The organism is Enterobacter sp. FB (assembly GCF_000805795.1).
In the GTDB taxonomy this organism is placed as follows: domain Bacteria; phylum Pseudomonadota; class Gammaproteobacteria; order Enterobacterales; family Enterobacteriaceae; genus Enterobacter; species Enterobacter roggenkampii.
In genome coordinates this window covers 40,219-60,425 of sequence record NZ_JSZC01000002.1, presented here as the reverse complement: position 1 = coordinate 60,425, position 20,207 = coordinate 40,219, and the positions used below count along the sequence as shown (strand labels likewise).

General features: G+C 54.1%; 32 protein-coding genes. 30 read left to right on the top strand and 2 right to left on the bottom strand.

Annotation, left to right across the window (positions count from 1 at the left end):
• Positions 1 to 68: 68 nt before the first annotated feature.
• From parM to PI91_RS00350, 13 genes are all read left to right on the top strand, one after another.
• The gene (parM, locus tag PI91_RS00405; protein WP_084635667.1) at positions 69 to 1,040 is read left to right on the top strand and encodes a plasmid segregation protein ParM domain-containing protein; all 972 of its coding nucleotides are present in this window, start codon (positions 69 to 71) and stop codon (positions 1,038 to 1,040) included.
• A gap of 2 nt (positions 1,041 to 1,042) precedes the next feature.
• Entirely contained in the window at positions 1,043 to 1,708 is a 666-nt protein-coding gene (locus PI91_RS00400) for a plasmid partitioning/stability family protein (RefSeq protein WP_039265210.1), read from the top strand.
• A 3-nt stretch (positions 1,709 to 1,711) separates the two neighbouring features.
• On the top strand, positions 1,712 to 1,975 hold the full coding sequence (locus PI91_RS00395; RefSeq protein WP_039265209.1) for a hypothetical protein: 264 nt from the start codon (positions 1,712 to 1,714) through the stop codon (positions 1,973 to 1,975).
• 28 nt (positions 1,976 to 2,003) lie between these two features.
• Positions 2,004 to 2,207: a hypothetical protein gene (locus tag PI91_RS00390; RefSeq protein ID WP_039265208.1), complete on the top strand. Its 204-nt coding sequence runs from the start codon at positions 2,004 to 2,006 to the stop codon at positions 2,205 to 2,207.
• A 384-nt stretch (positions 2,208 to 2,591) separates the two neighbouring features.
• Complete coding sequence (locus PI91_RS25255; protein WP_039265207.1) at positions 2,592 to 3,059, top strand: hypothetical protein; 468 nt, start codon at positions 2,592 to 2,594, stop codon at positions 3,057 to 3,059.
• 396 nt (positions 3,060 to 3,455) lie between these two features.
• On the top strand, positions 3,456 to 4,148 hold the full coding sequence (locus PI91_RS00380; RefSeq protein WP_039265206.1) for a DNA methylase: 693 nt from the start codon (positions 3,456 to 3,458) through the stop codon (positions 4,146 to 4,148).
• Entirely contained in the window at positions 4,145 to 4,366 is a 222-nt protein-coding gene (locus PI91_RS00375; protein ID WP_039265205.1) for a hypothetical protein, read from the top strand. The genes PI91_RS00380 and PI91_RS00375 overlap by 4 nt, the downstream gene beginning before the upstream one ends.
• 56 nt (positions 4,367 to 4,422) lie before the next feature.
• On the top strand, positions 4,423 to 4,845 hold the full coding sequence (locus PI91_RS00370) for a DUF1380 family protein (protein WP_039265204.1): 423 nt from the start codon (positions 4,423 to 4,425) through the stop codon (positions 4,843 to 4,845).
• A 356-nt stretch (positions 4,846 to 5,201) separates the two neighbouring features.
• Positions 5,202 to 5,630, top strand: coding sequence for an antirestriction protein (locus PI91_RS00365; RefSeq protein WP_039265203.1), 429 nt, complete (start codon positions 5,202 to 5,204; stop codon positions 5,628 to 5,630).
• A gap of 42 nt (positions 5,631 to 5,672) precedes the next feature.
• Positions 5,673 to 5,870 (top strand): hypothetical protein, encoded by a 198-nt coding sequence (locus PI91_RS00360; protein WP_039265202.1) that lies wholly within the window; start codon positions 5,673 to 5,675, stop codon positions 5,868 to 5,870.
• A 157-nt stretch (positions 5,871 to 6,027) separates the two neighbouring features.
• Positions 6,028 to 6,180, top strand: coding sequence for a hypothetical protein (locus PI91_RS25975; protein ID WP_157841577.1), 153 nt, complete (start codon positions 6,028 to 6,030; stop codon positions 6,178 to 6,180).
• Positions 6,181 to 6,705: 525 nt separating this feature from the next.
• Positions 6,706 to 6,999, top strand: a complete 294-nt coding sequence (locus tag PI91_RS24285) for a hypothetical protein (protein WP_071580395.1) — start codon at positions 6,706 to 6,708, stop codon at positions 6,997 to 6,999.
• 16 nt (positions 7,000 to 7,015) lie between these two features.
• Positions 7,016 to 7,837, top strand: a complete 822-nt coding sequence (locus tag PI91_RS00350) for a DUF932 domain-containing protein (RefSeq protein ID WP_039265201.1) — start codon at positions 7,016 to 7,018, stop codon at positions 7,835 to 7,837.
• 28 nt (positions 7,838 to 7,865) lie between these two features.
• Here the strand turns inward: PI91_RS00350 and PI91_RS00345 are convergent, their stop codons facing one another.
• Positions 7,866 to 8,405, bottom strand: coding sequence for a lytic transglycosylase domain-containing protein (locus PI91_RS00345; RefSeq protein WP_052232702.1), 540 nt, complete (start codon positions 8,403 to 8,405; stop codon positions 7,866 to 7,868).
• 573 nt (positions 8,406 to 8,978) lie between these two features.
• On the opposite strand from PI91_RS00345, the gene PI91_RS00340 reads away from it, so the two are divergent.
• The gene (locus tag PI91_RS00340; RefSeq protein ID WP_039265200.1) at positions 8,979 to 9,374 is read left to right on the top strand and encodes a conjugal transfer protein; all 396 of its coding nucleotides are present in this window, start codon (positions 8,979 to 8,981) and stop codon (positions 9,372 to 9,374) included.
• Positions 9,375 to 9,406: 32 nt separating this feature from the next.
• Here the strand turns inward: PI91_RS00340 and PI91_RS00335 are convergent, their stop codons facing one another.
• Complete coding sequence (locus PI91_RS00335) at positions 9,407 to 10,048, bottom strand: Arc family DNA-binding protein (protein ID WP_039265199.1); 642 nt, start codon at positions 10,046 to 10,048, stop codon at positions 9,407 to 9,409.
• A 196-nt stretch (positions 10,049 to 10,244) separates the two neighbouring features.
• Here PI91_RS00335 and PI91_RS00330 point away from each other — a divergent pair, with 196 nt between their 5' ends.
• The 16 genes from PI91_RS00330 to PI91_RS00260 are packed head-to-tail and all read left to right on the top strand — an operon-like array spanning position 10,245 to position 20,203.
• The gene (locus PI91_RS00330) at positions 10,245 to 10,598 is read left to right on the top strand and encodes a type IV conjugative transfer system pilin TraA (RefSeq protein ID WP_039265198.1); all 354 of its coding nucleotides are present in this window, start codon (positions 10,245 to 10,247) and stop codon (positions 10,596 to 10,598) included.
• 3 nt (positions 10,599 to 10,601) lie between these two features.
• Positions 10,602 to 10,904 carry a type IV conjugative transfer system protein TraL gene (traL, locus tag PI91_RS00325; RefSeq protein WP_023327727.1) on the top strand — a complete coding sequence of 101 codons (303 nt, stop codon included), beginning with the start codon at positions 10,602 to 10,604 and terminating at the stop codon, positions 10,902 to 10,904.
• Between the two features lie 6 nt (positions 10,905 to 10,910).
• Complete coding sequence (locus PI91_RS00320) at positions 10,911 to 11,492, top strand: TraE/TraK family type IV conjugative transfer system protein (RefSeq protein ID WP_023327726.1); 582 nt, start codon at positions 10,911 to 10,913, stop codon at positions 11,490 to 11,492.
• An 11-nt stretch (positions 11,493 to 11,503) separates the two neighbouring features.
• A complete protein-coding gene (gene traK / locus PI91_RS00315) occupies positions 11,504 to 12,244 on the top strand; it encodes a type-F conjugative transfer system secretin TraK (protein ID WP_039265197.1) in 741 nt (246 codons plus the stop codon).
• 2 nt (positions 12,245 to 12,246) lie between these two features.
• Positions 12,247 to 13,650 (top strand): F-type conjugal transfer pilus assembly protein TraB, encoded by a 1,404-nt coding sequence (gene traB / locus PI91_RS00310; RefSeq protein ID WP_039265248.1) that lies wholly within the window; start codon positions 12,247 to 12,249, stop codon positions 13,648 to 13,650.
• Positions 13,651 to 13,657: 7 nt separating this feature from the next.
• Positions 13,658 to 13,906 (top strand): hypothetical protein, encoded by a 249-nt coding sequence (locus PI91_RS00305; protein WP_232764367.1) that lies wholly within the window; start codon positions 13,658 to 13,660, stop codon positions 13,904 to 13,906.
• Positions 13,903 to 14,325: a hypothetical protein gene (locus PI91_RS00300; RefSeq protein ID WP_039265196.1), complete on the top strand. Its 423-nt coding sequence runs from the start codon at positions 13,903 to 13,905 to the stop codon at positions 14,323 to 14,325. The genes PI91_RS00305 and PI91_RS00300 overlap by 4 nt, the downstream gene beginning before the upstream one ends.
• Positions 14,318 to 14,785, top strand: coding sequence for a hypothetical protein (locus PI91_RS00295; protein ID WP_126297368.1), 468 nt, complete (start codon positions 14,318 to 14,320; stop codon positions 14,783 to 14,785). Before PI91_RS00300 ends, PI91_RS00295 begins: the two co-directional genes overlap by 8 nt.
• A complete protein-coding gene (locus PI91_RS25970; RefSeq protein WP_156174859.1) occupies positions 14,782 to 14,928 on the top strand; it encodes a hypothetical protein in 147 nt (48 codons plus the stop codon). The genes PI91_RS00295 and PI91_RS25970 overlap by 4 nt, the downstream gene beginning before the upstream one ends.
• Before the next feature lie 20 nt (positions 14,929 to 14,948).
• Positions 14,949 to 15,344: a hypothetical protein gene (locus PI91_RS00290; RefSeq protein ID WP_039265193.1), complete on the top strand. Its 396-nt coding sequence runs from the start codon at positions 14,949 to 14,951 to the stop codon at positions 15,342 to 15,344.
• A gap of 58 nt (positions 15,345 to 15,402) precedes the next feature.
• Positions 15,403 to 15,957, top strand: coding sequence for a type IV conjugative transfer system lipoprotein TraV (gene traV, locus PI91_RS00285; RefSeq protein ID WP_039265191.1), 555 nt, complete (start codon positions 15,403 to 15,405; stop codon positions 15,955 to 15,957).
• Complete coding sequence (locus tag PI91_RS00280; RefSeq protein WP_039265190.1) at positions 15,954 to 16,208, top strand: hypothetical protein; 255 nt, start codon at positions 15,954 to 15,956, stop codon at positions 16,206 to 16,208. Before traV ends, PI91_RS00280 begins: the two co-directional genes overlap by 4 nt.
• A complete protein-coding gene (gene traC, locus PI91_RS00275; RefSeq protein WP_039265189.1) occupies positions 16,205 to 18,814 on the top strand; it encodes a type IV secretion system protein TraC in 2,610 nt (869 codons plus the stop codon). Before PI91_RS00280 ends, traC begins: the two co-directional genes overlap by 4 nt.
• Positions 18,811 to 19,224: a type-F conjugative transfer system protein TrbI gene (trbI, locus tag PI91_RS00270; protein ID WP_039265188.1), complete on the top strand. Its 414-nt coding sequence runs from the start codon at positions 18,811 to 18,813 to the stop codon at positions 19,222 to 19,224. Before traC ends, trbI begins: the two co-directional genes overlap by 4 nt.
• On the top strand, positions 19,221 to 19,856 hold the full coding sequence (traW, locus tag PI91_RS00265; protein WP_039265187.1) for a type-F conjugative transfer system protein TraW: 636 nt from the start codon (positions 19,221 to 19,223) through the stop codon (positions 19,854 to 19,856). The genes trbI and traW overlap by 4 nt, the downstream gene beginning before the upstream one ends.
• Positions 19,853 to 20,203, top strand: coding sequence for a hypothetical protein (locus tag PI91_RS00260; RefSeq protein WP_039265186.1), 351 nt, complete (start codon positions 19,853 to 19,855; stop codon positions 20,201 to 20,203). Before traW ends, PI91_RS00260 begins: the two co-directional genes overlap by 4 nt.
• Positions 20,204 to 20,207 lie beyond the last annotated feature (4 nt).

The window sequence follows — 20,207 nt, the reverse complement described above, 5'->3', positions numbered from 1 at the left end:
TAAAACTTTTTTTTCCATTTTGCTCTTATAATTGGTATCAAATTGAGTTTAATTGACGGAGCATAATGATGAATATTTACTGCGATGATGGTTCAACTAATGTTAAGCTGGCATGGTTTGAAGGAAACAAGCTGCAGACCCGGGTCTCTGCTAACTCCTTCCGGCATGGCTGGAAAGTGGCGGAATTCAGTGCAGCAACGTTCAACTATCAGGTGGGCACGCTGAAATACACCTGGGACAGCGTCAGTCGTGATGCGATCCCGACAACAAACGTGGAATATCAGTACGGTGATCTCAACCTGCTGGCCGTTCATCATGCGCTGCTGAACAGTGGACTTGAGCCGCAACCGGTGAGCCTGACCGTGACGCTGCCCCTGAGTGAGTATTATGACGGTGATTGCCAGCGGAACGAGGAGAACATTCGACGCAAACGGGAAAACCTGATGCGTGAGCTGGTTCTGAACAAGGGCAGGGCATTTACCGTAACGGATGTGAAGGTTATGCCGGAATCACTGCCGGCGGCGTTCTCCCGTCTCGCTGAGCTGAAGCCCGGACCAGCTGAGACCACCCTGATTATCGATCTCGGTGGAACCACACTCGATGCCGGCGTGATAGTTGGACAGTTTGATGATATTAGTGCGGTACACGGTAATCCGTCTGTTGGCGTGTCACAGGTCACCCGTGCAACTGCAGGCGCGCTGCGTGCTGCAGACAGCGAAACCAGCGCGCTCATTGCTGACACGGTCATCCGCAACCGCAATGATCGTCAGTATCTGCAGCGTGTGATCAACGATGCCGGTAAAATTGACGATGTCCTGAGCAAAATTACAGAGGCAATCACCTCTCTGGGCGCGCGCGTCACCAGTGAGCTGACGGCCTTCAGGAACGTTAACCGGGTATTTCTGGTCGGGGGAGGGGCGTCCCTCATTGAAGAGGCTATCCGTCAGGCCTGGCCTCTGGCTCCTGACCGTATTGAAGTTATAGGCGATCCGCAGCTGGCGCTGGCCAGAGAGATTGCCCTTTACAACAAAGAGGACTAAACGTGCCGGACGGCCAGTATTCTTTCTATCTGCACAGCGATGACCATACCGACATTGCAGCGATGGCGACCATCAGCACCATCTCACAGCCCCTGCGCGGTGACTTCATCCGGACCGCCGCCACCGCCGGGGCGGTAATGTACCAGACTGATGCCCGTTTACCGGCGCTGATCCCGGTGTTTTTTGACGGGAAACTGAGCACCATCCGGCTTTGCGCCGTGATGGCCCTGGTCTCCGGCACTTGGTCTTCACTCTCCGGACTTCCTGATGAGCCGGATGGCGGCGTGGCGGCTCTGGCTATGTCACCGGAGACGGAATACCAGCGCCGGCGTTACACCCTGACGCTTCAGGAGGACCGGAGCAGTGAACGGGTGGAAAGTGTGCTGACGGGAGTGTCATCCCGCCTGCGTGGAGAGCTGCTGAGAAATCTGATTATCACCGGTCTGGCCCTGCACACGACAGCACCAGAGCTGCCGCGTCTGCTGGCCAGCATGCCGGTACCGCCCGCCACGATCAGCGAGCTGCAGGTTCTGGTTCAGCAGATGGCCGGTACTGCTGGCGTGAATAAGGCAGCAGTACCGGAGAAACCGACAGCGTCTGCCGAGCCGGTATCCGGAACTGAAACTGCCGGGATAAAGAAAAATATGCGACGGGCATTCGGAGACTAAAACATGTCAGTGATTAAACGAACGGCAGAGCAGTTCATTCACAACTTTCTGCGCGCCCGGAATGTCCCTGAATCTCAGTGGCCGGATCTGGTCAAAAAGATCGGCAGGGGAATGATACTGGCAGGCGTAGCCATCGTGGTTCCCGGCGTTCTGGTTGATAACATCTCCTTGCCGGTGACAATCACAATACAGGTCTGCTACGCCTCGTTGATTTGTCTCGGTGTTCTCCTGGCTTTTGACGAGAAAAAACCAAAGGGGCGGAGATGAATATGAAAATTAACCTGAAGGAAAAAGCATGCAAATTGAAGAGCTTAAAGGTGACGAACGCACGCTGATTGTTCTGGCCTTGCAGGCGCTATACCGTGAGAGATTAACCGCATCAAATGCGGTCTTTACGGTCTGTAGCATGGCCGGAAAGGATCAACCGCCGGAAGATATTTTTGGGCTGCGTGAAGTTCAGGATGCGCTGAGACGTATTGGTTCTGCTCCTGTGCGTTAAATCTTACCCCGTGCACTTCAGGACTAAAAAAACGGCAGGGTGACATCTCATCCCTGCCGTCAAAACTAAATGCTTAATTTTTTTTCAGCAATTATAAAGCGTCATTTTGTGATTTAAATTACATTTTTATCTAATGTGAAATTTCTCTCCCTCAGTTTAACGTCTCCCCGGAAAGATTACCCGCCGTGCCTTCACGCTAACCCGGCCGCTTTGGCCGCCAGGGAAGCTGTCGCCTCCTTCCTCACCCGTTCGCGCCCAGCACGGTGCATTCAGCCCGTGATGGGCTTGCGCTGCGGCTTCGGCGTCGCCCTTGCGTCCTCCGCTTTCCGCCAGGTTTTTGTGGCGGCACGGCGCAAGAGGGTGCCGAATGCTGAGGACACAACCATGTTCAGACTTACCTGTATTGAACTCGATAACGGCGAGTTTGCCGTATATATCAACCACCATTACCTGGGGAGCGAGGATGCAAGCAGTGAACGACTCTGCCTGGGCGAAATTCTGGAGCAGCTTTCACAACTCCCGGGTGTGGAATTACAGACCCTGCTTGAACCTGTGCCGGAGGACGATGACTGGTGTTGGAACGACATCGCCGATCGCGTGCTGCCGTCGCTTCCTGCCTGCCGTGATGATGTGACGGTGGCGGCGCTCACCGCGAGACTACAGCAGTATCCGCAGGATGCGTTGTGTATGGGGACGTTCTGGCTGGCAGACGATTTTCTGACGCTCGATGACAGTCTTTCTGAAGAGGAAATTGCAGAAGCCATGCGTATCTGCGACCACAACCACGATGCCGGGATCGGATTTAACTGGGACACACTACAGTTTGCCATTGACAGGGTGAAGGGGCGCTGACGAAAAAAAGGCACCTTCCGGGGAGGAGGGTGTCCTGAAATCAAAGGTACACATGTCACAGATAACGGCGCGAATACATTATCACTGAACCTTCTGCCATACCCTGTTGGACTCATCAGCTACCAGAACCGGCACCGAAGGATGTCGGTTCCCTCCGCCTTATTGCCGCCAGCCGGCGGCGTGTTCAACGCCGTGCCTTCACGCTAACCCGGCCGCTACGGTCGCAAGGGTTCACGTCGTCTCCGTCCTCACCCGTTCGCGCCTTTCACGGCGCATTCAGCCCTTGAAAGGCTTGCGCTGCGGCTTGCGGCGTCGCCCCTGCGTCCTCCGCTTTCCGCCGGGTTTTTGTGGCGGCACGGCGCAAGAGGGTGCCGCATATCAGAGAGGAGTGTGTCTATGTCCCGTTTTATTCTGGGTGACTGCGTGCAAGTGATGTCCCGTTTCCCGGCGCGTGTCGTCGATTTTATTCTTACCGATCCGCCTTATCTGGTTGGCTATAAGGACCGTACCGGCCGCACCCTGGCCGGTGACAACTCAGCCGAATGGCTCCAGCCCGCCTGTCATGAAATGTACCGCGTGCTGAAAAATGACAGTCTCATGGTGAGCTTTTATGCCTGGAACCGCGCGGATCTGTTTCTGAATGCGTGGAAAACGGCCGGCTTCCGGGTTGTAGGCCATATCGTCTTTGCCAAGAGTTACGCCTCAAAATCGACGTTCGTGGGTTACACCCATGAGAGCGCCTACCTGCTGGCGAAGGGGAGGCCGCAAACCCCGGACCGTCCCATCCCTGATGTGATCCCCTGGAAATACACGGGCAACCGACACCATCCAACGGAGAAGCCGGTGCAGAGCCTGCGCCCGCTGATTGAATCGCTCACGCGTCCGGGTGCCATTGTCCTTGACCCGTTTGCTGGCAGCGGCTCTACCTGCGTGGCCGCCTCCGAGTCCAGTCGGCGCTACATCGGGATCGAGATGCTTGAGCAGTACCACGCCGCCGGCGTTCGCCGTCTGGCGCAGGTTGAACGGGCAAGAAGGATGCCGGCAGCCAATGACGGCGCGTTCTACCCCGACTATCCGGAGGCGGCATGAACTACCCGGGCCTTGAAACCCTGCGCGCGGACGTGGCCGCGCTCAGTAATGCTATGTGTGACGCGCGGATGCTGCTGAATCGCCTTGAATCGCAGCACCGGCACGACGCGGCAACGCTTACCGAACGTATGGCCGCCCAGACTCTGCGCCGGATCAACACCCTGCTTCTGGAGGCCTACCGCGAAGCCCTGGTGCTGGACGAAACCTTTCAGGACTGACTGACCCTGCCGGGCTGATGCCCGGCCTGTAACCCCTTACAAGAGAGAAAAAAACAATGTACGGAACCCGCGAAGAACTTTGTGTACAGCTTGAAAAAATGTTCACGTTCGACGAACTCCTGGTCCTGCTTATCTGGACGGAAGAGGGGATTAGCGTGGCCTGCCGTGAAGCCCAGCCAAAACCGGACGGGGCTGAAATCCGCGCCGTGATGAAGGCGCTGGGCGAGATGAAAATGACGCAATACCGCCAGGAGGGGGTGACTAATCTGACCATCAGCGACCTTTTGACCCGTCAGCGGGAAGCTGCAAACCGCCAGGTAAGCGTGCCGGCAGCCCTCCTGTCCCGCGTCCTGCGTGACTATGAGTGTGAGCTGGAGCATCGGGCCGGAATGGCCTGGGAAGCTGGCCGGCCTGAACCGGACTCTGTAAAGGAAGCAAGAAACGATGTTTACGCGCTGAAAGACGTGCTGGCTGCCTAAGAACGAGCCGGGGGAGAGCCCCCCGGCAACCGTGGCCATCCAAAGCGAATAAGGATGTCAGTGCCTTCCGCTTTTATCCGCCGCCGCCCTGCGGGCCACGTCGGGACAATGAAACTCCCCTGAAGCTCCGTGCGGTGACGGCATGCGCCGTGACTTCACTGTAGCCCGGCCGCATCGGCCACAAGGGTTCGCTGACGCCTCCGTCCTCACCCGTTCGCACCCTTCACGGTGCATTCAGCCCGTGAAGGCTTTGCGCTGCGGCTTGCGGCGTCGCCCCTGCGTCCTCCGCTTTTCGCCGGTCTTCTGTGTCGTCACGGCGATGCCGGAACCGAGAATATGTTAACCGTGGAGGATCTATGAACCAGACCGTGACCTGTGATGTTGTTCGTCTTGAGGGTGCGCAGCGCCTGACTTTTCTGCCTGATTTGTTTGGCGGCGATTTTATGACGTCCGAGGCATCCGTGTACGCTTACGCCCAGCGTTACTGCCCCGACTATCAGGGGGGATTCTGGCAGTTTTACCGGCTGCCGGAAGGCGGCGGGTATATGGCGCCTGACGTGGAGAGCCTGACCCTGTGCATTCCGGACAACTGGTTTGAGCAGACTGTCAGCGGAGAAGTGGCGGGGATCATCCTCACGGCACTGGTACTGAATCACCGTAGCTGGCACCACAGTAATCATGACCATGAGGAACTGTGCCGCCATTTCTGCCGCCGTTATGAGCAGCTTATGGCATTTGCTGATACCCATCCGGAAAGCGCCACCATCTGGCGTGCCCTTGACTGACTGACCACGGGCGGCGATGCCGCCCGATTAAAGGAGAACACCATGCAACTGACACCCGAAACCCGCAGTATCCTGCGCCAGTATAAAACGCTCATCAACGAGAGAAGGCGCGAATCAGGACTCAGCCCCGTAACCACAGCGAAAGTGCTTGATGAGATCTGCGAATCAGCTACCCGCCAGTGTGCCGTCTATCTTTGCGGCCACTTCATTCTCCAGGGCGGTCAGGGCGACGGACAGTAAATAATCCGGGCGGGGCATATGCGCCGCCTGTTCGCGCGCGAAAACCCTGTCATCCCTTCGGGCTGACGGGGCGGCAAGGCCAGCGCCTGCGGCGCTGCCTCCTCCCGCCCTGGTCTGATCCCGTGGCGATTCTGATGAACAGTATTGTGAGGGCAAATTGTCACTGATACGGTCCTGCGTGGCGTGGCGTGGCGTGGCGTGGCGTGGCGTGGCGTGGCGTGGCGTGGCGTGGCGTGGCGTGGCGTGGCGTGGCGTGGCGTGGCGTGGCGTGGCGTGGCGTGGCGTGGCGTGGCGTGGTCACCGACTCTGAAACCCGATCAGCAAATCCTCTGAAAACACCTGAATCCCTTTTTTGGGCCCCCTTCGGCTCCCGGCCAGCGTTGCTGTCCGGTCGTCGAGCCCCACTCCGCCAGGGCAGCCGCTGCGCAGCCGCCAGGCTCCGCCGAACCCCTTCGGGTTTCGGGCCATACGGCTAGGGTCTGATGGCTGAGGTCAAGGGCTGCGGCTTCTCCGGCCGTGCCGTCCGGAACGCCTTCACCGCGCCGGCTGAAGCCGTCGCTTTAATGGCGCCACGCCGTTCCGACGTGTCGGGTGTGTGCATCCTGTTCACCCGGTGAGGCCATCCCCCGTGTGTCCTCACGCGGAGGGCTGGTCGTAGCACCGTCGGGTCGTCATCCAAGGGGTGAAATGAACTCCGCCAAAACTTTTTGCGAGGGTCCGCAAAAAGTTTTGTCTGCGCCCCTTTCCTTCCTCCCTTCGCAGTTGCTCCTTTGCCCTTTGCCGCGAGAGAACTCACCAGGGAGATGGACAACCATCACCACAGGAGAAAACCAGGATGCACACACGAAACGTCAACGTCAAAACCGCCGCTCAAGAATCTACCGGAAGATGTGATTCAGAACTCACTACATCCCAGTTCACGGATCTGTTTTGCTGGGTCCTGACTGCATCGGAAGGGGAGTCACAGCCAGCAATTTTTACGCCGCCAGTGAATGCCACTGAGCTGACGTTAATTAATGACGAATGCCCGGATTATATCTCTGTCTGGGTGGTCGCTGGTCGTCCGGTAGCAGTTGAAGTGCCGCTGGATAATTTTTATCGCGTTATTTCTTCATCTCTAACTAAATAATCAGGAGTAAATAATTATGGTCAGTTTCGCAAGCCGCTATCGTATGCCAACGTCAATCCGTAAAGACCGCCCGCTGACGAATGACGAATTACAGCGCATTGTTCCGAGCGCGTTCTCTGAGGAGAAACACGATTCTCGGTCAGAGCGTTATACGTATATCCCAACGATTGTCATTCTCGACCGTTTACGTGATGAAGGTTTTCAGCCGTATTATGCAACACAGTCACGTACACGTGACCAGGATAAACGCGACTTTACAAAGCATATGCTTCGCCTGCGTCGCCATGACCAGATTAACGGAAAGGAAGTACCGGAAATTATTCTGCTGAATAGTCATGATGGTTCAAGTAGCTATAAAATGATCCCTGGTATGTTCCGTCAGGTTTGTAGTAATGGTTTGGTTGCATGGAAGGATTTTGGAGAAATTCGCGTACCACACAAAGGGGATATTGTCGGGCAGGTTATCGAAGGCGCTTACACGGTGCTGGAAACATTTGACGCGGTTGATGAAAATATAGATCTGATGAAAAGCATACAGCTTACTTTGCCTGAGCAGCGCCTTTTTGGTGCTACAGCCCTGGAACTTAAGTATGACGGAAAACCAGCGCCGATTACTCCGGAGCAAATTATTAATCCTCGCCGTGTTCTCGATAAAGGACAGGATTTATGGACCACATTTAACGTGGTGCAGGAAAATGTGATCCGTGGGGGGATTCGTGGCAAAACGGAAAAAGGAAAGATGACCAGAACGCGGGAAGTCACTGGAATAGACGGTGATATCAAATTAAATCAAGTTCTCTGGAAAATGGCTGAGGAGTTCGCAAAACTGAAGGCCTGAAAATTGAGCCGCTCGAAAGAGCGGCTTTTTACTGACCCATGTTTAACGATACCGTTTCTGTCATTTGACTTCTGAGATCCTTTTCAGTGGCTGGTGCGAGACGTTCAGAAAGTAACGCTTTTCTGGCCAGCAATACGCGATATATATTTTTAATCTCCTGAGCATAGGCTTTACGCTTCACGATTAGCTTTTTGCTTGGTCCCGTATTATACATTCCAACGCTGTCCCAGTTTTTTCCGTATGATATGAAGTTGTGCGCCAGAACCCACGCGCCCGTATAGACGCATATACATGGATCATTCAGGAGGCGTTCACGGGTAATATTAAAATTTTTAAGTTTGCCGTAATGTGAGCTATTCACCTGCATCCCACAGACATCTTCTGTTCCATCCCTGTTTGATCCATTTATTGCTCCTGGTTTAAGTCTGCTCTCTTTAATCGAAATTGACATAAGCAGCAGCGGATCAATTTGATAATCTTTCCCGGCTTGTTCAAAGCACATCTGGGGAGCAGCGCCAGCAGATAGTGAAAGGGTCAGCAATGTTGTAGGCAGTAATGATATTTTCATGATTTGGCCTTTTAACGAAACACACGGACGTAGGTGAGGTGCTTTAAAAAATACCCCGGCGGATCGTTGTAATCAAGTTAATTCACTACAAACGCGCGTGAGCGCTCTGAGGCACGCATTCATTAACCATGTGAAATAACAAAACCAAACCAGATGGAGGTATTAACATGCCGCTTTTTACTAACTTCTTAAAACATCACACCCCACGCAAGACTTCGTCTTGCAGATTTTTCCTTTCATTTCAGTGGGATGTTTGTAAGAAATTTGCGCGCTTTTGGAATGTGACCGTTTAATGTCGTACATACCGACACTACACTATCGTATAATCCTGATACCTGTTAGTGTCGGTATGTCACACATGTATCATACAATTGTAGATATGCTTTAATTACATTGAATTATATATCGCACAGTGTCACACTATCGCACATCATAGTGCTGGATTGTACTACTGTATAGAACAGAAATGCACAGCAGTATCAACCCATTACAGCCTTGCACAGCAATGTGGAAATCCACCAACAGGCCATACATAGTGTCGGTTCCGACACTAACTTAAAACAGGTAAGAAATATGGGAAGAGTCGGCATCTACCTTAAAGATAAAATTGAACGCGAAGTTCGCGATATTGTTCAACAAGACCTGCAGAACGGCGCTAATGCTGGAGAAGCAAACATATCAGCTACCTGCAACGAATTAATCCGGCTTGGACTGCTTGTTTATAAACGCGATGGCGAGGATGGCAATCAATTTGATATCGAAGGATATCGAAGAGACCTCATAAGAAAAGCAGCCGGCTCACGCGAAGGCACAGTTCTCATTGCCACCCTAATCGCTGAGATGTATTTAAAAATGACAGGAAAAGACGGCGAAGGCAGCCTTGAAGATACGCTTGATATGATTTTAAGCGGCATACACACAGCCGAGAACGAAGCAGAAGCAAGGCACTTCATCAACGAAAAAGAATAAATCCGTGAGCCGGACACCCCGGCCCACATCGATCACAGGGACGGTTTTTCATCCCAGGGAAGGTCACTTTTCTCCACCTCCTTTATTTTTTCTTTCAGGAACACCTCGAACTCCATGCAAAGAACTTTAAGCGCCTGCGCATCCTCATTCTGGTCAAGTAACCTTTCCGTAAAATAACCCAGCGTATTCATCAGACGGGTGAGCATTTCATCATTCAGACTACGGTTATGCACCTTCGCCATTGCCCTGATTTCATCTGCAAGGTTTTCAGGAATTCGCATGCTATATCCGGTTGTTTTCCCCGGAAGCAAAACTCTTTCACCCTCACGCCACATCCACAATTGCTCCTGCTTGGGCGAGGATTTAATTTCTCCAGCATCATCAAGAGATTCACCATCAAGTAATTGCCCTAGCCACTCTTCAAATCTCACCGCCAGAGCAATGAGCCGCTCACCCTCCGCAGTTTTAATGACAGGCTTGCCGGGCTGATAATTCAGCGACAACAAAAGCCTGGCAATAATTTCCTCATTCACACTTCTGTTGCCAGCTCTGGCACATATTCTCAGCTCCATAAGCAGATTATCCGGTGCACGCAATCGCCACTCCACCGCCTCACCTGGCTGGAACTTGCGTGGACGGCCGCGACCATCCCACATTTTTTCTTTTACTTTCATAGCTATAGATCCCGTAGGCCATCTCCGAACTTACTGGTCAACAAAGCCTACCCACTTACATATTCGGATAAATCTGAATGGTTCCAAAAAGTGTGACATGCGTCACAGTTTTTTTTTTTTAGGGTCATGGGACAATTGCGCCCGCGTAAACAAGCACTTACGCGATTCACTTTTGTTTACTTCGGAGAAAACAAACATGTTAACCAAAGGCAGTGCCCTTAACGTCGGTAAGGGATGGGCGGTAGCGTCTTTATTCCGCAAAGCACGCGAAAATCGCCAGGCTAAATTTTACTTAAAGTCAGCAGGCGCTTTTTTATTTGCACTTATGGTCACTCACCCGGCATTCGCATCTGGTACCGACCTTCTTTCCTCGCAGAACGCCACGGTTAATTCCACCTTCGGCTCCGGCTCATCACTGGTTAAATGGTTCTACATCGCCGAAATCATCATGGGCCTGTTTATTTACATTAAGGCCCGCTCACCACTGGTATTCGTCGGTATCGTTATGGCAATCATCTTTACCCGTGTCGCCTTCGGTATCGCGAGCTAAATGATGAACGGGGAAGGAGACAAATATAACTTCCCGGAAACAATGAACCAGCAGAACCGCTATTTAGGCTTACCGATTGACGAATTGATTGTTACCGCACCCCTTTTAGTTTTGGGGGTGCTTAACAACCTGTCACTCGAACTTGGTGTAATCGCGGGAATCCTCTGGTTCATCGTCAGATATCTGAAAAAAGGGCAGGGGTCGTACTGGTTGCTTAATTTCTGCTACTGGCACCTGCCATCACTTTTATTCAAAGTAACCTTTCGCCAGATACCTGACTCAAGTTTCCGGCACTGGAGGGCATAGTTTTTCATGAAACTGAATATTAAAGGAGAGCGCGATAAACAACTCCGCTATGCGTTTATTGGTCTTTCAGCTTTAACTTTACTCATGAGCGCAGGGAATGTACTGACAGGGTCACTGGCATGGTATTTCGCCACAACCCAGAAAACCATCACCACGCCGTTAACGTTTAACCGCCCATTTGCATCAGATTCTAAAAGTGTCGATGCGACCGGTCTGACACAGTTCGCCGCTTCCTTTATTTACTGGCGACTCAACGTTACCCCGGAAAACATCGAACATAACCAGAAAATGATTCTTGGATTTGTCCCCTCCGCCGAACGGGACGTACTCAAGAAAGCCCTGGACATAGAAACTGAGCGCATCCAGAAAGCGGGCATCACCACCCAGTTCGACACGAAAGAAATTCGCGTCATGGATGATGGCTCCGTGCAGTACAGCGGGGTACTGAAATCCTCCACCACAAACGGCGCAATCATCACGCCACTGAAAGACCAGGAAAAAACCTACCGACTGAAACTGAGTTATGACAACGGTGTGATTAACCTCCACAGCTTTGAAGAACTCAAGCCGGTATCTTCCACTAACTGACAGGACTGCCCATGAAATTTCGCATTTCACCGGCAGCTGCTGCTGTGTTTCTGGCAGCGGGATTATTTACCAGCGGCCTCCGGGCCGCTTCCTCACCCGCAGCCATTCCGTTTGAGAACGACGCCGCCTTTAACGTCACTCTCAGCAACACCAACCCGAGTAAGGTTGTTGTAGACGGAGAACTCATTACCAGCATCAGCGGACCAACCGGTGCGTATGACCAGAGCCAGACCGAGGACGGAGCGCTTATTTTGTCTCCGCTTGTTGGCCAGAACTTCACCCTGTTTATCCAGACTGACCACGGTTCATCGCTGAGCCTGAACGTCAGGCCGCAGCCGGGTAACGGCAAAACACTGCGCTTCACCCCGATGTCACCACCACTTCGCAAGAACGACGATGCGAAGGCATGGGAAGAAGGGCAGACCTATGAAAAAACGCTGGTTGCGCTATCCCGCGCCGCAGTCAATGGCCAGGTGCCGGACGACTACCGGGAATACCCGGTCAGCCGCATGCCGGCTTACACACCCGCCAGTGATGTACGCCTGACGCCTGAACGCCAGTTTGTGGGCAACCACCTGCGGGTTGTTCGCTTCCGGATGAGCAACCCGGGCAGCATCACCCGCAGCCTCCGCGAGCGCGATTTCTGGCGCAAGGGCGTCCGGGCCGTAATGCTGTCGCAGAATCAGCTCTACGCTGGCGGTGAGGGCTATGCCTGGATTGTGTTTTCAGATGACGGAGACGCCCGCTCATGACCATCAGCCTGAATGAAAACCTGAAAACCCGCCGCAAGCAACTGGCCATCCTGGCCGCCGTCATCATTGGCGGCGCAGCTGCAGCAGGCGGCGTAATGTGGTACGGGCAATACCAGCAAAAACAAAAGCAACCCGCACCGGTTGCAACACCAAACCTGACCGGCGTTGTGACCGCGACGTTTAACGAACAGGTCAACGATGCCGCGCTGACACAGCAGCAGGCAAAGACCTCCGCTCTTGAGCAAAACCTTGCCACGCTTGCTCAGCAGTTCGCGCAGAACAAGCTCACAACCGAGCAGAAGCTGGCCGAGAAGGACGCTGAAATACAGCGCTTGAATGACCAGCTAACGAAAGCCCCCGGCAGCAACCAGACCACTGGCCAGCAGACACCACCTGTTGGCCAGAACGGAACACCACTCCCCGGTCCCGTTGCTGGCGGTCAGGCCCGGCCACCCGAATACACCGTAACCCCTTCAGGCACACCGGCCGCCACTGGTGTTAATATGGGGCAGGGCGCAGCGTTCTACCCGGGCGGCTCTGGCCAGAGAATGACAGGTGGCCTGTCGACAACAAAGTTCAGCTACGACAGCCTGAAGAAAAAGCCAACTAAATTACCCTGGATTCCTTCCGGCTCATTCTCTGATGCTGTTCTGATTGAGGGGGCTGACGCGAACGCCAGCGTCACCGGTCAGCAGAATACCAGTCCTGTAACCATCCGCCTGCAGGGCAACATTCAGATGCCCAACAACAAGGAGTTCAACGCTGACGGCTGCTTTATTGTGGGTGAGATGTGGGGCGATATCTCCAGCGAACGCGGAAACGTCCGCACCCAGTCCATCAGCTGCATCCTGAAAAACGGCAAGCACGTGGACATGGAGTTTCAGGGGCATGTCAGCTTCCAGGGTAAAGGCGGCATTCGCGGCAAGCCAGTCATGCGAAACGGCATGATTGTCGGCTACGCCGGTGCAGCAGGCCTCCTGTCAGGTTTTGGTGAAGGTATCAAATCTGCCGCTACACCATCCGTCGGCCTCGGCGCCACAGCGGATGTCGGTGCCGGCGACGTGTTTAAGCAGGGCATAGGCGGCGGGGCCAGCAAGGCGGCCGACACGCTGAGCCAGTACTGGATTAAACGCGCTGAGCAGTACCACCCGGTAATTGATATCGGTGCCGGCAATCAGGTGACCGTTGTATTCCAGAAGGGCTTCCGCCTTGAAACCATCGAGGACGCCGAGGACGCGAAAGCGAAAGAGGAACTGCAGAAAGCCGGCAACGCCGCGCAGAACGCCGTGACTCCTCAACCGGCGAGCCAGACCACCGCATCAAGCACCACCTCAGTCGGCAACATCAACCCGGATGACGTTCTCCGCCAGGCCAGCCAGCTGCGCCTCGGTGACACCATCAAATGATGAGAGAATGAAGATGAAAGCACGGAAAATAATGTTTCGGGCGGCAACCGGATTGATCCCAATACTGTTATTCACAGTAACAGTATTCATTTTATGGTTCGCGCTGCACTTCAGTATATGGGTAAAGCTCACAGGACTTCTCATCTGCTTTGCAGGTGGTTACTTCCTGATTGAAACCATGCCGGGTGGCTGGATATGGCGTGAGCTGCACTCATCACCTTCAGACGTAACACCTGAAGAAAAGGAGAGCAAATGAAGGGAGCACGCATAGATGACCGCATTAGCTTTCTGAGGGGTATTGAACGGGACTGGGAAGACTGGTCCGCAGGAAAAAACACAAAACCCCACTGGCTATTTTTGGTAGGGGGATTAACCGCTACAGGGATGTTGATTTTTAGCTTCTGGTCACACAATCAGAGGCTTACCGTGGCTTCCATTGCTGTTGGAATAGCTTTTCTTCTAGCCGGATTGTTACAGGCATGTGAAACATGGGAAGAAAAAATACAGCGGAAAATTCGGGCATATGAGCCGCTTGATATTGATGCCATGCGCACCCTGGCCGTTTCTGTTTTTCACAAGGATAAGCTGACACGGGAAGAACTCAGACAGTGGCTGGACGCGGAGTTCAGCGCCATTTCTGATGCTGCTCTTCGTGGGGGAAGCCGTAATGCGTGATGAAGAGCGTAATAACTCACTGCTCAGGAAAATGCGGATGCATATTGCTGAATGGGAGGCTGGCCGGCCCACTCCGCAAGGAAATAAGTACATTTTCCTTTGGCTTGCAACCTTCATCGTTGTACTGGTAGCTACGGTTTCAGTGTTCCGCCCGTCATTGTTTGCACTGTGTTTCCTGATTGCCTGGTTTTTTCTGAGTCAGAAGATATTTAAGCGAATTATCCCGCGTTACAACGAAAGCTGGGATGAGGTATTCGACAGGTTACTTTCTGATTATGAACCCCTGAACCTTTCTGCCTGGGAACACCTGAAGCACCAGGCTGAAACAGAAGGGCTGACGGCCAGAATTGTCAGCAACTGGCATCGTGAGGAAGCCAGGTCCGTCTGGCCAGAAAAGAAACCTGACCTGAAGTTCCTCCATAAAGCCACTGACAGTAACAAGGAAAGCGGAGAGAAATGAAGCGTAATACATCAATTGCACTGCTGGTAATAATTGTTGGAGCTACCGGTGCTTCTGTTTACTACGATGCCGGCGCACTCATTTGGGTTGCAACCCTGATGACCATCGGAGTTCTGTATCGTGTCATCACCTTCTTCCTGTAATTCATTTCACTGGAGTATTTATGTCTGCCAGCATGGCAAGCTACCCATTACTCAAAATCCTGCACAACTATCGCTATATCCTGATTCCAGCACTGGTATTCACTACCGAACTGACAGTGTGGGCAGCGCTCAATCTTAAAGGCGTGGGTGATATGGGCAGGATCTCCTGGCGAGTGTGCCTGCTCTTTAGCGTGTTCCTCGTATGCTTTAGCGACTCAGCCTTTAACAAACTCGATGGTGGGTTTCTTATGTATGGTTCAGTCGTTCCGTGGGGAGGAATGCTGATCGCGGCCATTGTTTATGGCTTCATCCAGATGAACCTGAACTTTCTGTCGCTGGACATGTTTTATGCCGGCGTGTTTGGCAGCCTTGCTGTGCAGCTGGTTTTTACTGTGCTTCAGTGCAACTGCAAATAATCGAAATTGAGTATTACCCCTCCCTGAATACCCCTTAAATCAAAACCGGAGTTACCCCATGAAAAAACTACTGGGTGCTGCACTGCTGTGCAGCGCACTGACCGGCTGCGCCGGTCTCAATTCTGATTTCGACTGCAACAAGACCGCGACCGACCAGTGCCTGACCACCGGTGAGGCCAACAAGCTGGCCGCTCAGGGTAAAAGTCTGGATGACCTGACGGCAGAAAAAACAGCAAAAAAGCCTGCGGGTGAAACCCTGCCGGCACTGCGCAATTCAGCACCGGTCGTGAATCCCTTCCGTCCTGTCTCCGCTGCAGCAACCGGAACCACTGCCGCTAAGCCTGCTGCACCGCGCCCTCTGACCACTGCGCCGGCGAAATCGTCTGGCTCGCTGGTCACGCCGCTGACCACGTCCAGTCATGCAGCCCCTGTGCCGGTTAACACTGCGGGCCGCGTTCCGGTTCAGCGTATTCCTGACGCCACGCAGCGCCTGTGGATTGCACCCTGGGTGGACACGGACGACAACTTTCATCAGCCGGCTGTGGTCGAGTTCGTGAAAAACAAATCCCACTGGGATGAGAGCTACCGCGTTATCGGGGAGGGCGGGGAATGAGCAGCCATTACGTTACCGGCAAGAACGGCATAGATCATCTGGCGAAATCGTTAGTCCATTCACGGAAAGGGACGGCGCAAATCACCGCCACACAGTCAGTCGATACCGATGATGAAACGCTGGCCGTTCTGAGCGTGAGCTGTAACTGGCAGATTAAGACCACCGGTGATGCACCGCACACCGGCCAGATGAACGAAGAGAAGCTGCGTCGCCTGGAGTTAATCCGGGCCGCTGCGGAGGGCCGAAAATGAGTTTTGTCGACAGCCTGATGGATATGCTGAAAAACGGGAAAGAGGAAGACGGTGCAGCAACGGCCCGCAACAACCTTTCCCAGACCTGGGACTATCCGTCCCTGGTCGCTGCGCTGCCGTACCGGTATTACGACGACAGGAATGAAATTTTCGTCAACGCCGGCTCTGCGGGTTTCATTATGGAAGCCGCCCCGCTTCCTGGTGCGAACGAGCAGGTGATGGCCGCGCTCGATGACATGCTGCGTAAGAAGCTTCCCCGCCAGACCCCTGTGACCGTGATTATGCTTGCCAGCAAGTGTGTCGGGGAACGCATCGATCGCGGCGTGAGTAACGACATGTGGAAAGGGGGGATGGCCGAACATCTCAATAAAATTACCCGCGCGTTCTGGCAGCGTTCCGCGCTGCACGGCCTGGCCAACGAACGGGAATACCCGCTCTACCTGCGTAACTACCGTATCTTTATTGTCTATGGTCAGCCCATTAAGCGCGCTTCCCAGGTGCAGCGGGTGATGGATGACCTGATTCAGATACGTAACACTATCCGCGTCTCACTGGGAGCCGCGCGCATCGACAGCATGAACACCGATGTGCACGCATTCATGTCTGCGGTACGCGAGCAGATGAACTACCGTCAGGAACAGGTGCTGACGTCCTCCGGGGACTACAACGAGGATGAGAAGCTCAACCGCCAGGTGGTTGATCCCGGGATTGACCTGAAGGTGCATCCATCGCATATCCGGATGGAGCTGCCTGAAACCATTGACGCGCGCGGGACACGCCTGCCGGCATCGGCATGTCGCATCATCAACATGCAGCTTGCTAAAAATCCGCGTCGATTCGCGCTCTGGCAGGGGGCTGACAATCTGCAGAACCTGCGTTTTCCCGACCTCGGGATACCCTGCCCCTTTATGCTGACCTGGACGACGGCGCTGGAAGAACAGACCAAAAGTCAGAGCGAGGCTTTCCGTAAAGACCAGGACCTGTCTAAAAAGGCCAACTCAGCCTACGCTGCACTGTTCCCCAACACCAAAAAGGCTGCAGAGGAATGGCGGCGTACCCGGGAGCAGCTTCACAGCAATGAAATCGCGCTCTGCAATACCTACTTCAACCTGACCCTGTTCGCCCCGGATAACAATACCGAGGCACAGAAGTGTGAACTGGCCGCCGTCAACGTGTTCCGTAAGAACGAGCTGGAAATGGTGACGATACAGTACCAGCAGATGCGCAACTGGCTGGCCAGCTTCCCGTTCGTCATGCAGGAAGGGATGTGGGAAGACCTGAAGATGACGGGGGCAACGCTACGCTCCAAGTCATGGAACGCGGTGAGCCTGATGCCGGTCGTCGCCGAACGCCAGCTGTCCAACGTGGGTATGCCACTGCCGACCTACCGCAACCAGGTGGCATTCTACGACATGTTTGGTGAAGAGAACGGCAGTACCAACTTTAACATCGCCGTCACCGGCACGTCCGGGGCCGGTAAATCCTTCCTGACGCAGGGCATTCTTCGTGACGTACTGAATGCCGGGGGATACGCCTGGGTTATCGACATGGGGGACAGCTACAAGAACTACTGTCACCAGGCCGGCGGGGTTTATCTCGATGGCTCTAAACTGCGCTTTAACCCGTTCGCCAACGTTAAGGACATTAATCATTCTGCGGAAGGGATTGTGCGCCTGCTGACGGTACTCGCCAGTCCGACGCAGCCGCTGGATGGCGTCTGTGAAGCAATCCTGCAGAAAGCGGTAATGGATGCGTGGGAGAAGAAGGCAAACAAAGCCCGTATCGACGACGTTCATAATTACCTGACCAATGAGGACGTGAATCACGCGTCCGCAGATAAGCCGACCATCATCGCGCGCCTTGCTGAGCTGGCCATGCTGCTTGAGACCTACTGCACCTGGGGACCCGACGGAGAATACTTCAACGCCGACACCCCGACGCTCGATGGTGAAACCCGCTTCGCGGTGCTGGAGCTGCTGAGCCTGGAAGACAAGCCGAAGCTGCTCTCGTCCATCCTGTTCTCGCTCATTCTGGCGATACAGGAAAAGATGTACCACAGCCCGCGCGACCTCAAAAAAGTCTGCATCATCGACGAGGCCTGGCGCCTGCTGGGTGGCTCCAACCCACACGCGGCAAGGTTCATCGAAACCGGCTACCGTACTGTGCGTCGTCACCGTGGCGCGTTTATCACCATCACCCAGGGCATTAAGGACTTCAGCGCCAGTAAGGAAGCGGAAGCCGCCTGGAACAACAGCTCCACCAAAATCACCCTCCTGCAGGATGCGAAGGCGTTTAAACAGTACCTTGCCGATAACCCGGATCAGTTCTCGGACATGGAAAAAGAAGTTATCCGTGGCTTCCAGCCAGCCCTGCAGACCGGCTACAGCTCCCTGCTGATAAACGCCGGTGAATACAGCTCCTTCCATCGACTGTTCGTCGATCCCGTGACGCGTGCCATGTTCAGCTCGCGCGGCGAGGACTTTGCTTTCATGCAGAAAGCGCAGAAAGAAGCGGGGGCAACTGCGGAAGAAGCGGCGTATATGCTGGCGGAGAAAAAATACGGCAGTGAACTTCGCGAACTTGAAGAGTGGGTGAAAGCAGCATGAGTGAACAACAGGACAAGCCGTATGACGGCGACACCGTCCGCGACGGTGTAACGATCGCCAGCAAAACATCCCGCTGGGTTAAAGCCGGCATGCAGGGGCTGGCGGGACTTCTGGTTATGACAGGCGTGGCATATGTGACGGCGAAAGCCGTCACCCCGGAGGTGGTGGTCTTCGACATGAAGGGAACGGTGGACCTCTTTAAGCAGCAGTCCGCGCAGCTGCCGCTCGATGAAGGTCGGGCAAAAGCGATGACAGTGCAGTTCAACGCAGCGCTGACGGATAGTATCACGGAGTGGCAGGCCTCACACAACGCCATCATCCTGGTGAAACCGGCGGTGATAAGCCCGCAGCGCGATATCACGAATGAAATCCGTGTTGATATCGCACGACGCACCCAGGGGGGCCAGTGAAAAAACGACTGCAGCTGACGGCCATGATGCTGCTGATGCTCTCCGCCGGCAGCGGGGCGAAAGATCTCGGTACCTGGGGCAACGTCTTCGAGCCTGCAGAGCAGGACATGCTGGCGTTTATCCAGAATCGCCTGAAGGGAATGGAGCAGACGGGCGAGCTGGACCGCCTTCGCAAAGAGGCAACGGAAAGAGTGAAGGAGCATGCGGTACGTCCGACGCCGGTGGAAGGGCTCACAAAAGCGAAGGAATACCGCAGCTTTGCCTGGGACCCGACATTTACCGTGAAGGAAACGATCACAGACATGCAGGGCAACGTGATCGCCCGCAAGGGTGACACGGTCAATCCTCTGGATAAGGTGCCCTTCAGCCAGGTGCTCTTTTTTATCGACGGCGATGACAAGGAGCAGGTGAACTGGGCACGACAGCAGCTCGCCGGCCAGACCAGCGTGAAGGTCATCCTGGTGAACGGCAACATCAAAGAAACCAGTGATGCGCTGAATGAACGTATCTACTTCGACCAGTCTGGCGTACTGACCCGTAAATTCGGTTTTGAACACATCCCCGCGCGGATATCGCGCGACGGCCGCGTGATGAAAGTGGAAGAAATACCTGTTAAGGGAGACGGTAAATGATATTTCTGCTTGTTCTGTCCGTTATAACGGGTATCGCAGGTTGTGCGATTACAACAGCATGGTTACCGGCGAACCTGCGCTGGCAGGGAGTCCAGTGCGCGGTAATTACCCTGATTATTCAGGGCTGCATTCTTAAGGTCATACCACTCGACACGGACGGTAGCGGACTTTTGATTGCTGCCGGACTGATGCTTTCCCAGTGGTTCGCCCCCCTTATCGCTAAAGAGACAAGGAAATTGAGAGTGCATTTCAGGATACCTTCAGTGCCCGGTTATCTGCTGATGTACATCCTGTGCCTGGTGCTGATCGGTGCCAGCTGGTTTCCCATCTGGATGGTTTTGAGATGAGATA

Coding starts and splice junctions, on each gene's coding strand:
- parM (WP_084635667.1), top strand. CDS start 69: ATGAATATTTACTGCGATGATGGTTCAACTAATGTTAAGCTGGCATGG.
- PI91_RS00395 (WP_039265209.1), top strand. CDS start 1,712: ATGTCAGTGATTAAACGAACGGCAGAGCAGTTCATTCACAACTTTCTG.
- PI91_RS00390 (WP_039265208.1), top strand. CDS start 2,004: ATGCAAATTGAAGAGCTTAAAGGTGACGAACGCACGCTGATTGTTCTG.
- PI91_RS25255 (WP_039265207.1), top strand. CDS start 2,592: ATGTTCAGACTTACCTGTATTGAACTCGATAACGGCGAGTTTGCCGTA.
- PI91_RS00380 (WP_039265206.1), top strand. CDS start 3,456: ATGTCCCGTTTTATTCTGGGTGACTGCGTGCAAGTGATGTCCCGTTTC.
- PI91_RS00375 (WP_039265205.1), top strand. CDS start 4,145: ATGAACTACCCGGGCCTTGAAACCCTGCGCGCGGACGTGGCCGCGCTC.
- PI91_RS00370 (WP_039265204.1), top strand. CDS start 4,423: ATGTACGGAACCCGCGAAGAACTTTGTGTACAGCTTGAAAAAATGTTC.
- PI91_RS00365 (WP_039265203.1), top strand. CDS start 5,202: ATGAACCAGACCGTGACCTGTGATGTTGTTCGTCTTGAGGGTGCGCAG.
- PI91_RS00360 (WP_039265202.1), top strand. CDS start 5,673: ATGCAACTGACACCCGAAACCCGCAGTATCCTGCGCCAGTATAAAACG.
- PI91_RS24285 (WP_071580395.1), top strand. CDS start 6,706: ATGCACACACGAAACGTCAACGTCAAAACCGCCGCTCAAGAATCTACC.
- PI91_RS00350 (WP_039265201.1), top strand. CDS start 7,016: ATGGTCAGTTTCGCAAGCCGCTATCGTATGCCAACGTCAATCCGTAAA.
- PI91_RS00345 (WP_052232702.1), bottom strand. CDS start 8,405: ATGAAAATATCATTACTGCCTACAACATTGCTGACCCTTTCACTATCT.
- PI91_RS00340 (WP_039265200.1), top strand. CDS start 8,979: ATGGGAAGAGTCGGCATCTACCTTAAAGATAAAATTGAACGCGAAGTT.
- PI91_RS00335 (WP_039265199.1), bottom strand. CDS start 10,048: ATGAAAGTAAAAGAAAAAATGTGGGATGGTCGCGGCCGTCCACGCAAG.
- PI91_RS00330 (WP_039265198.1), top strand. CDS start 10,245: ATGTTAACCAAAGGCAGTGCCCTTAACGTCGGTAAGGGATGGGCGGTA.
- traL (WP_023327727.1), top strand. CDS start 10,602: ATGAACGGGGAAGGAGACAAATATAACTTCCCGGAAACAATGAACCAG.
- PI91_RS00320 (WP_023327726.1), top strand. CDS start 10,911: ATGAAACTGAATATTAAAGGAGAGCGCGATAAACAACTCCGCTATGCG.
- traK (WP_039265197.1), top strand. CDS start 11,504: ATGAAATTTCGCATTTCACCGGCAGCTGCTGCTGTGTTTCTGGCAGCG.
- PI91_RS00305 (WP_232764367.1), top strand. CDS start 13,658: ATGAAGATGAAAGCACGGAAAATAATGTTTCGGGCGGCAACCGGATTG.
- PI91_RS00300 (WP_039265196.1), top strand. CDS start 13,903: ATGAAGGGAGCACGCATAGATGACCGCATTAGCTTTCTGAGGGGTATT.
- PI91_RS00295 (WP_126297368.1), top strand. CDS start 14,318: ATGCGTGATGAAGAGCGTAATAACTCACTGCTCAGGAAAATGCGGATG.
- PI91_RS25970 (WP_156174859.1), top strand. CDS start 14,782: ATGAAGCGTAATACATCAATTGCACTGCTGGTAATAATTGTTGGAGCT.
- PI91_RS00290 (WP_039265193.1), top strand. CDS start 14,949: ATGTCTGCCAGCATGGCAAGCTACCCATTACTCAAAATCCTGCACAAC.
- traV (WP_039265191.1), top strand. CDS start 15,403: ATGAAAAAACTACTGGGTGCTGCACTGCTGTGCAGCGCACTGACCGGC.
- PI91_RS00280 (WP_039265190.1), top strand. CDS start 15,954: ATGAGCAGCCATTACGTTACCGGCAAGAACGGCATAGATCATCTGGCG.
- traC (WP_039265189.1), top strand. CDS start 16,205: ATGAGTTTTGTCGACAGCCTGATGGATATGCTGAAAAACGGGAAAGAG.
- trbI (WP_039265188.1), top strand. CDS start 18,811: ATGAGTGAACAACAGGACAAGCCGTATGACGGCGACACCGTCCGCGAC.
- PI91_RS00260 (WP_039265186.1), top strand. CDS start 19,853: ATGATATTTCTGCTTGTTCTGTCCGTTATAACGGGTATCGCAGGTTGT.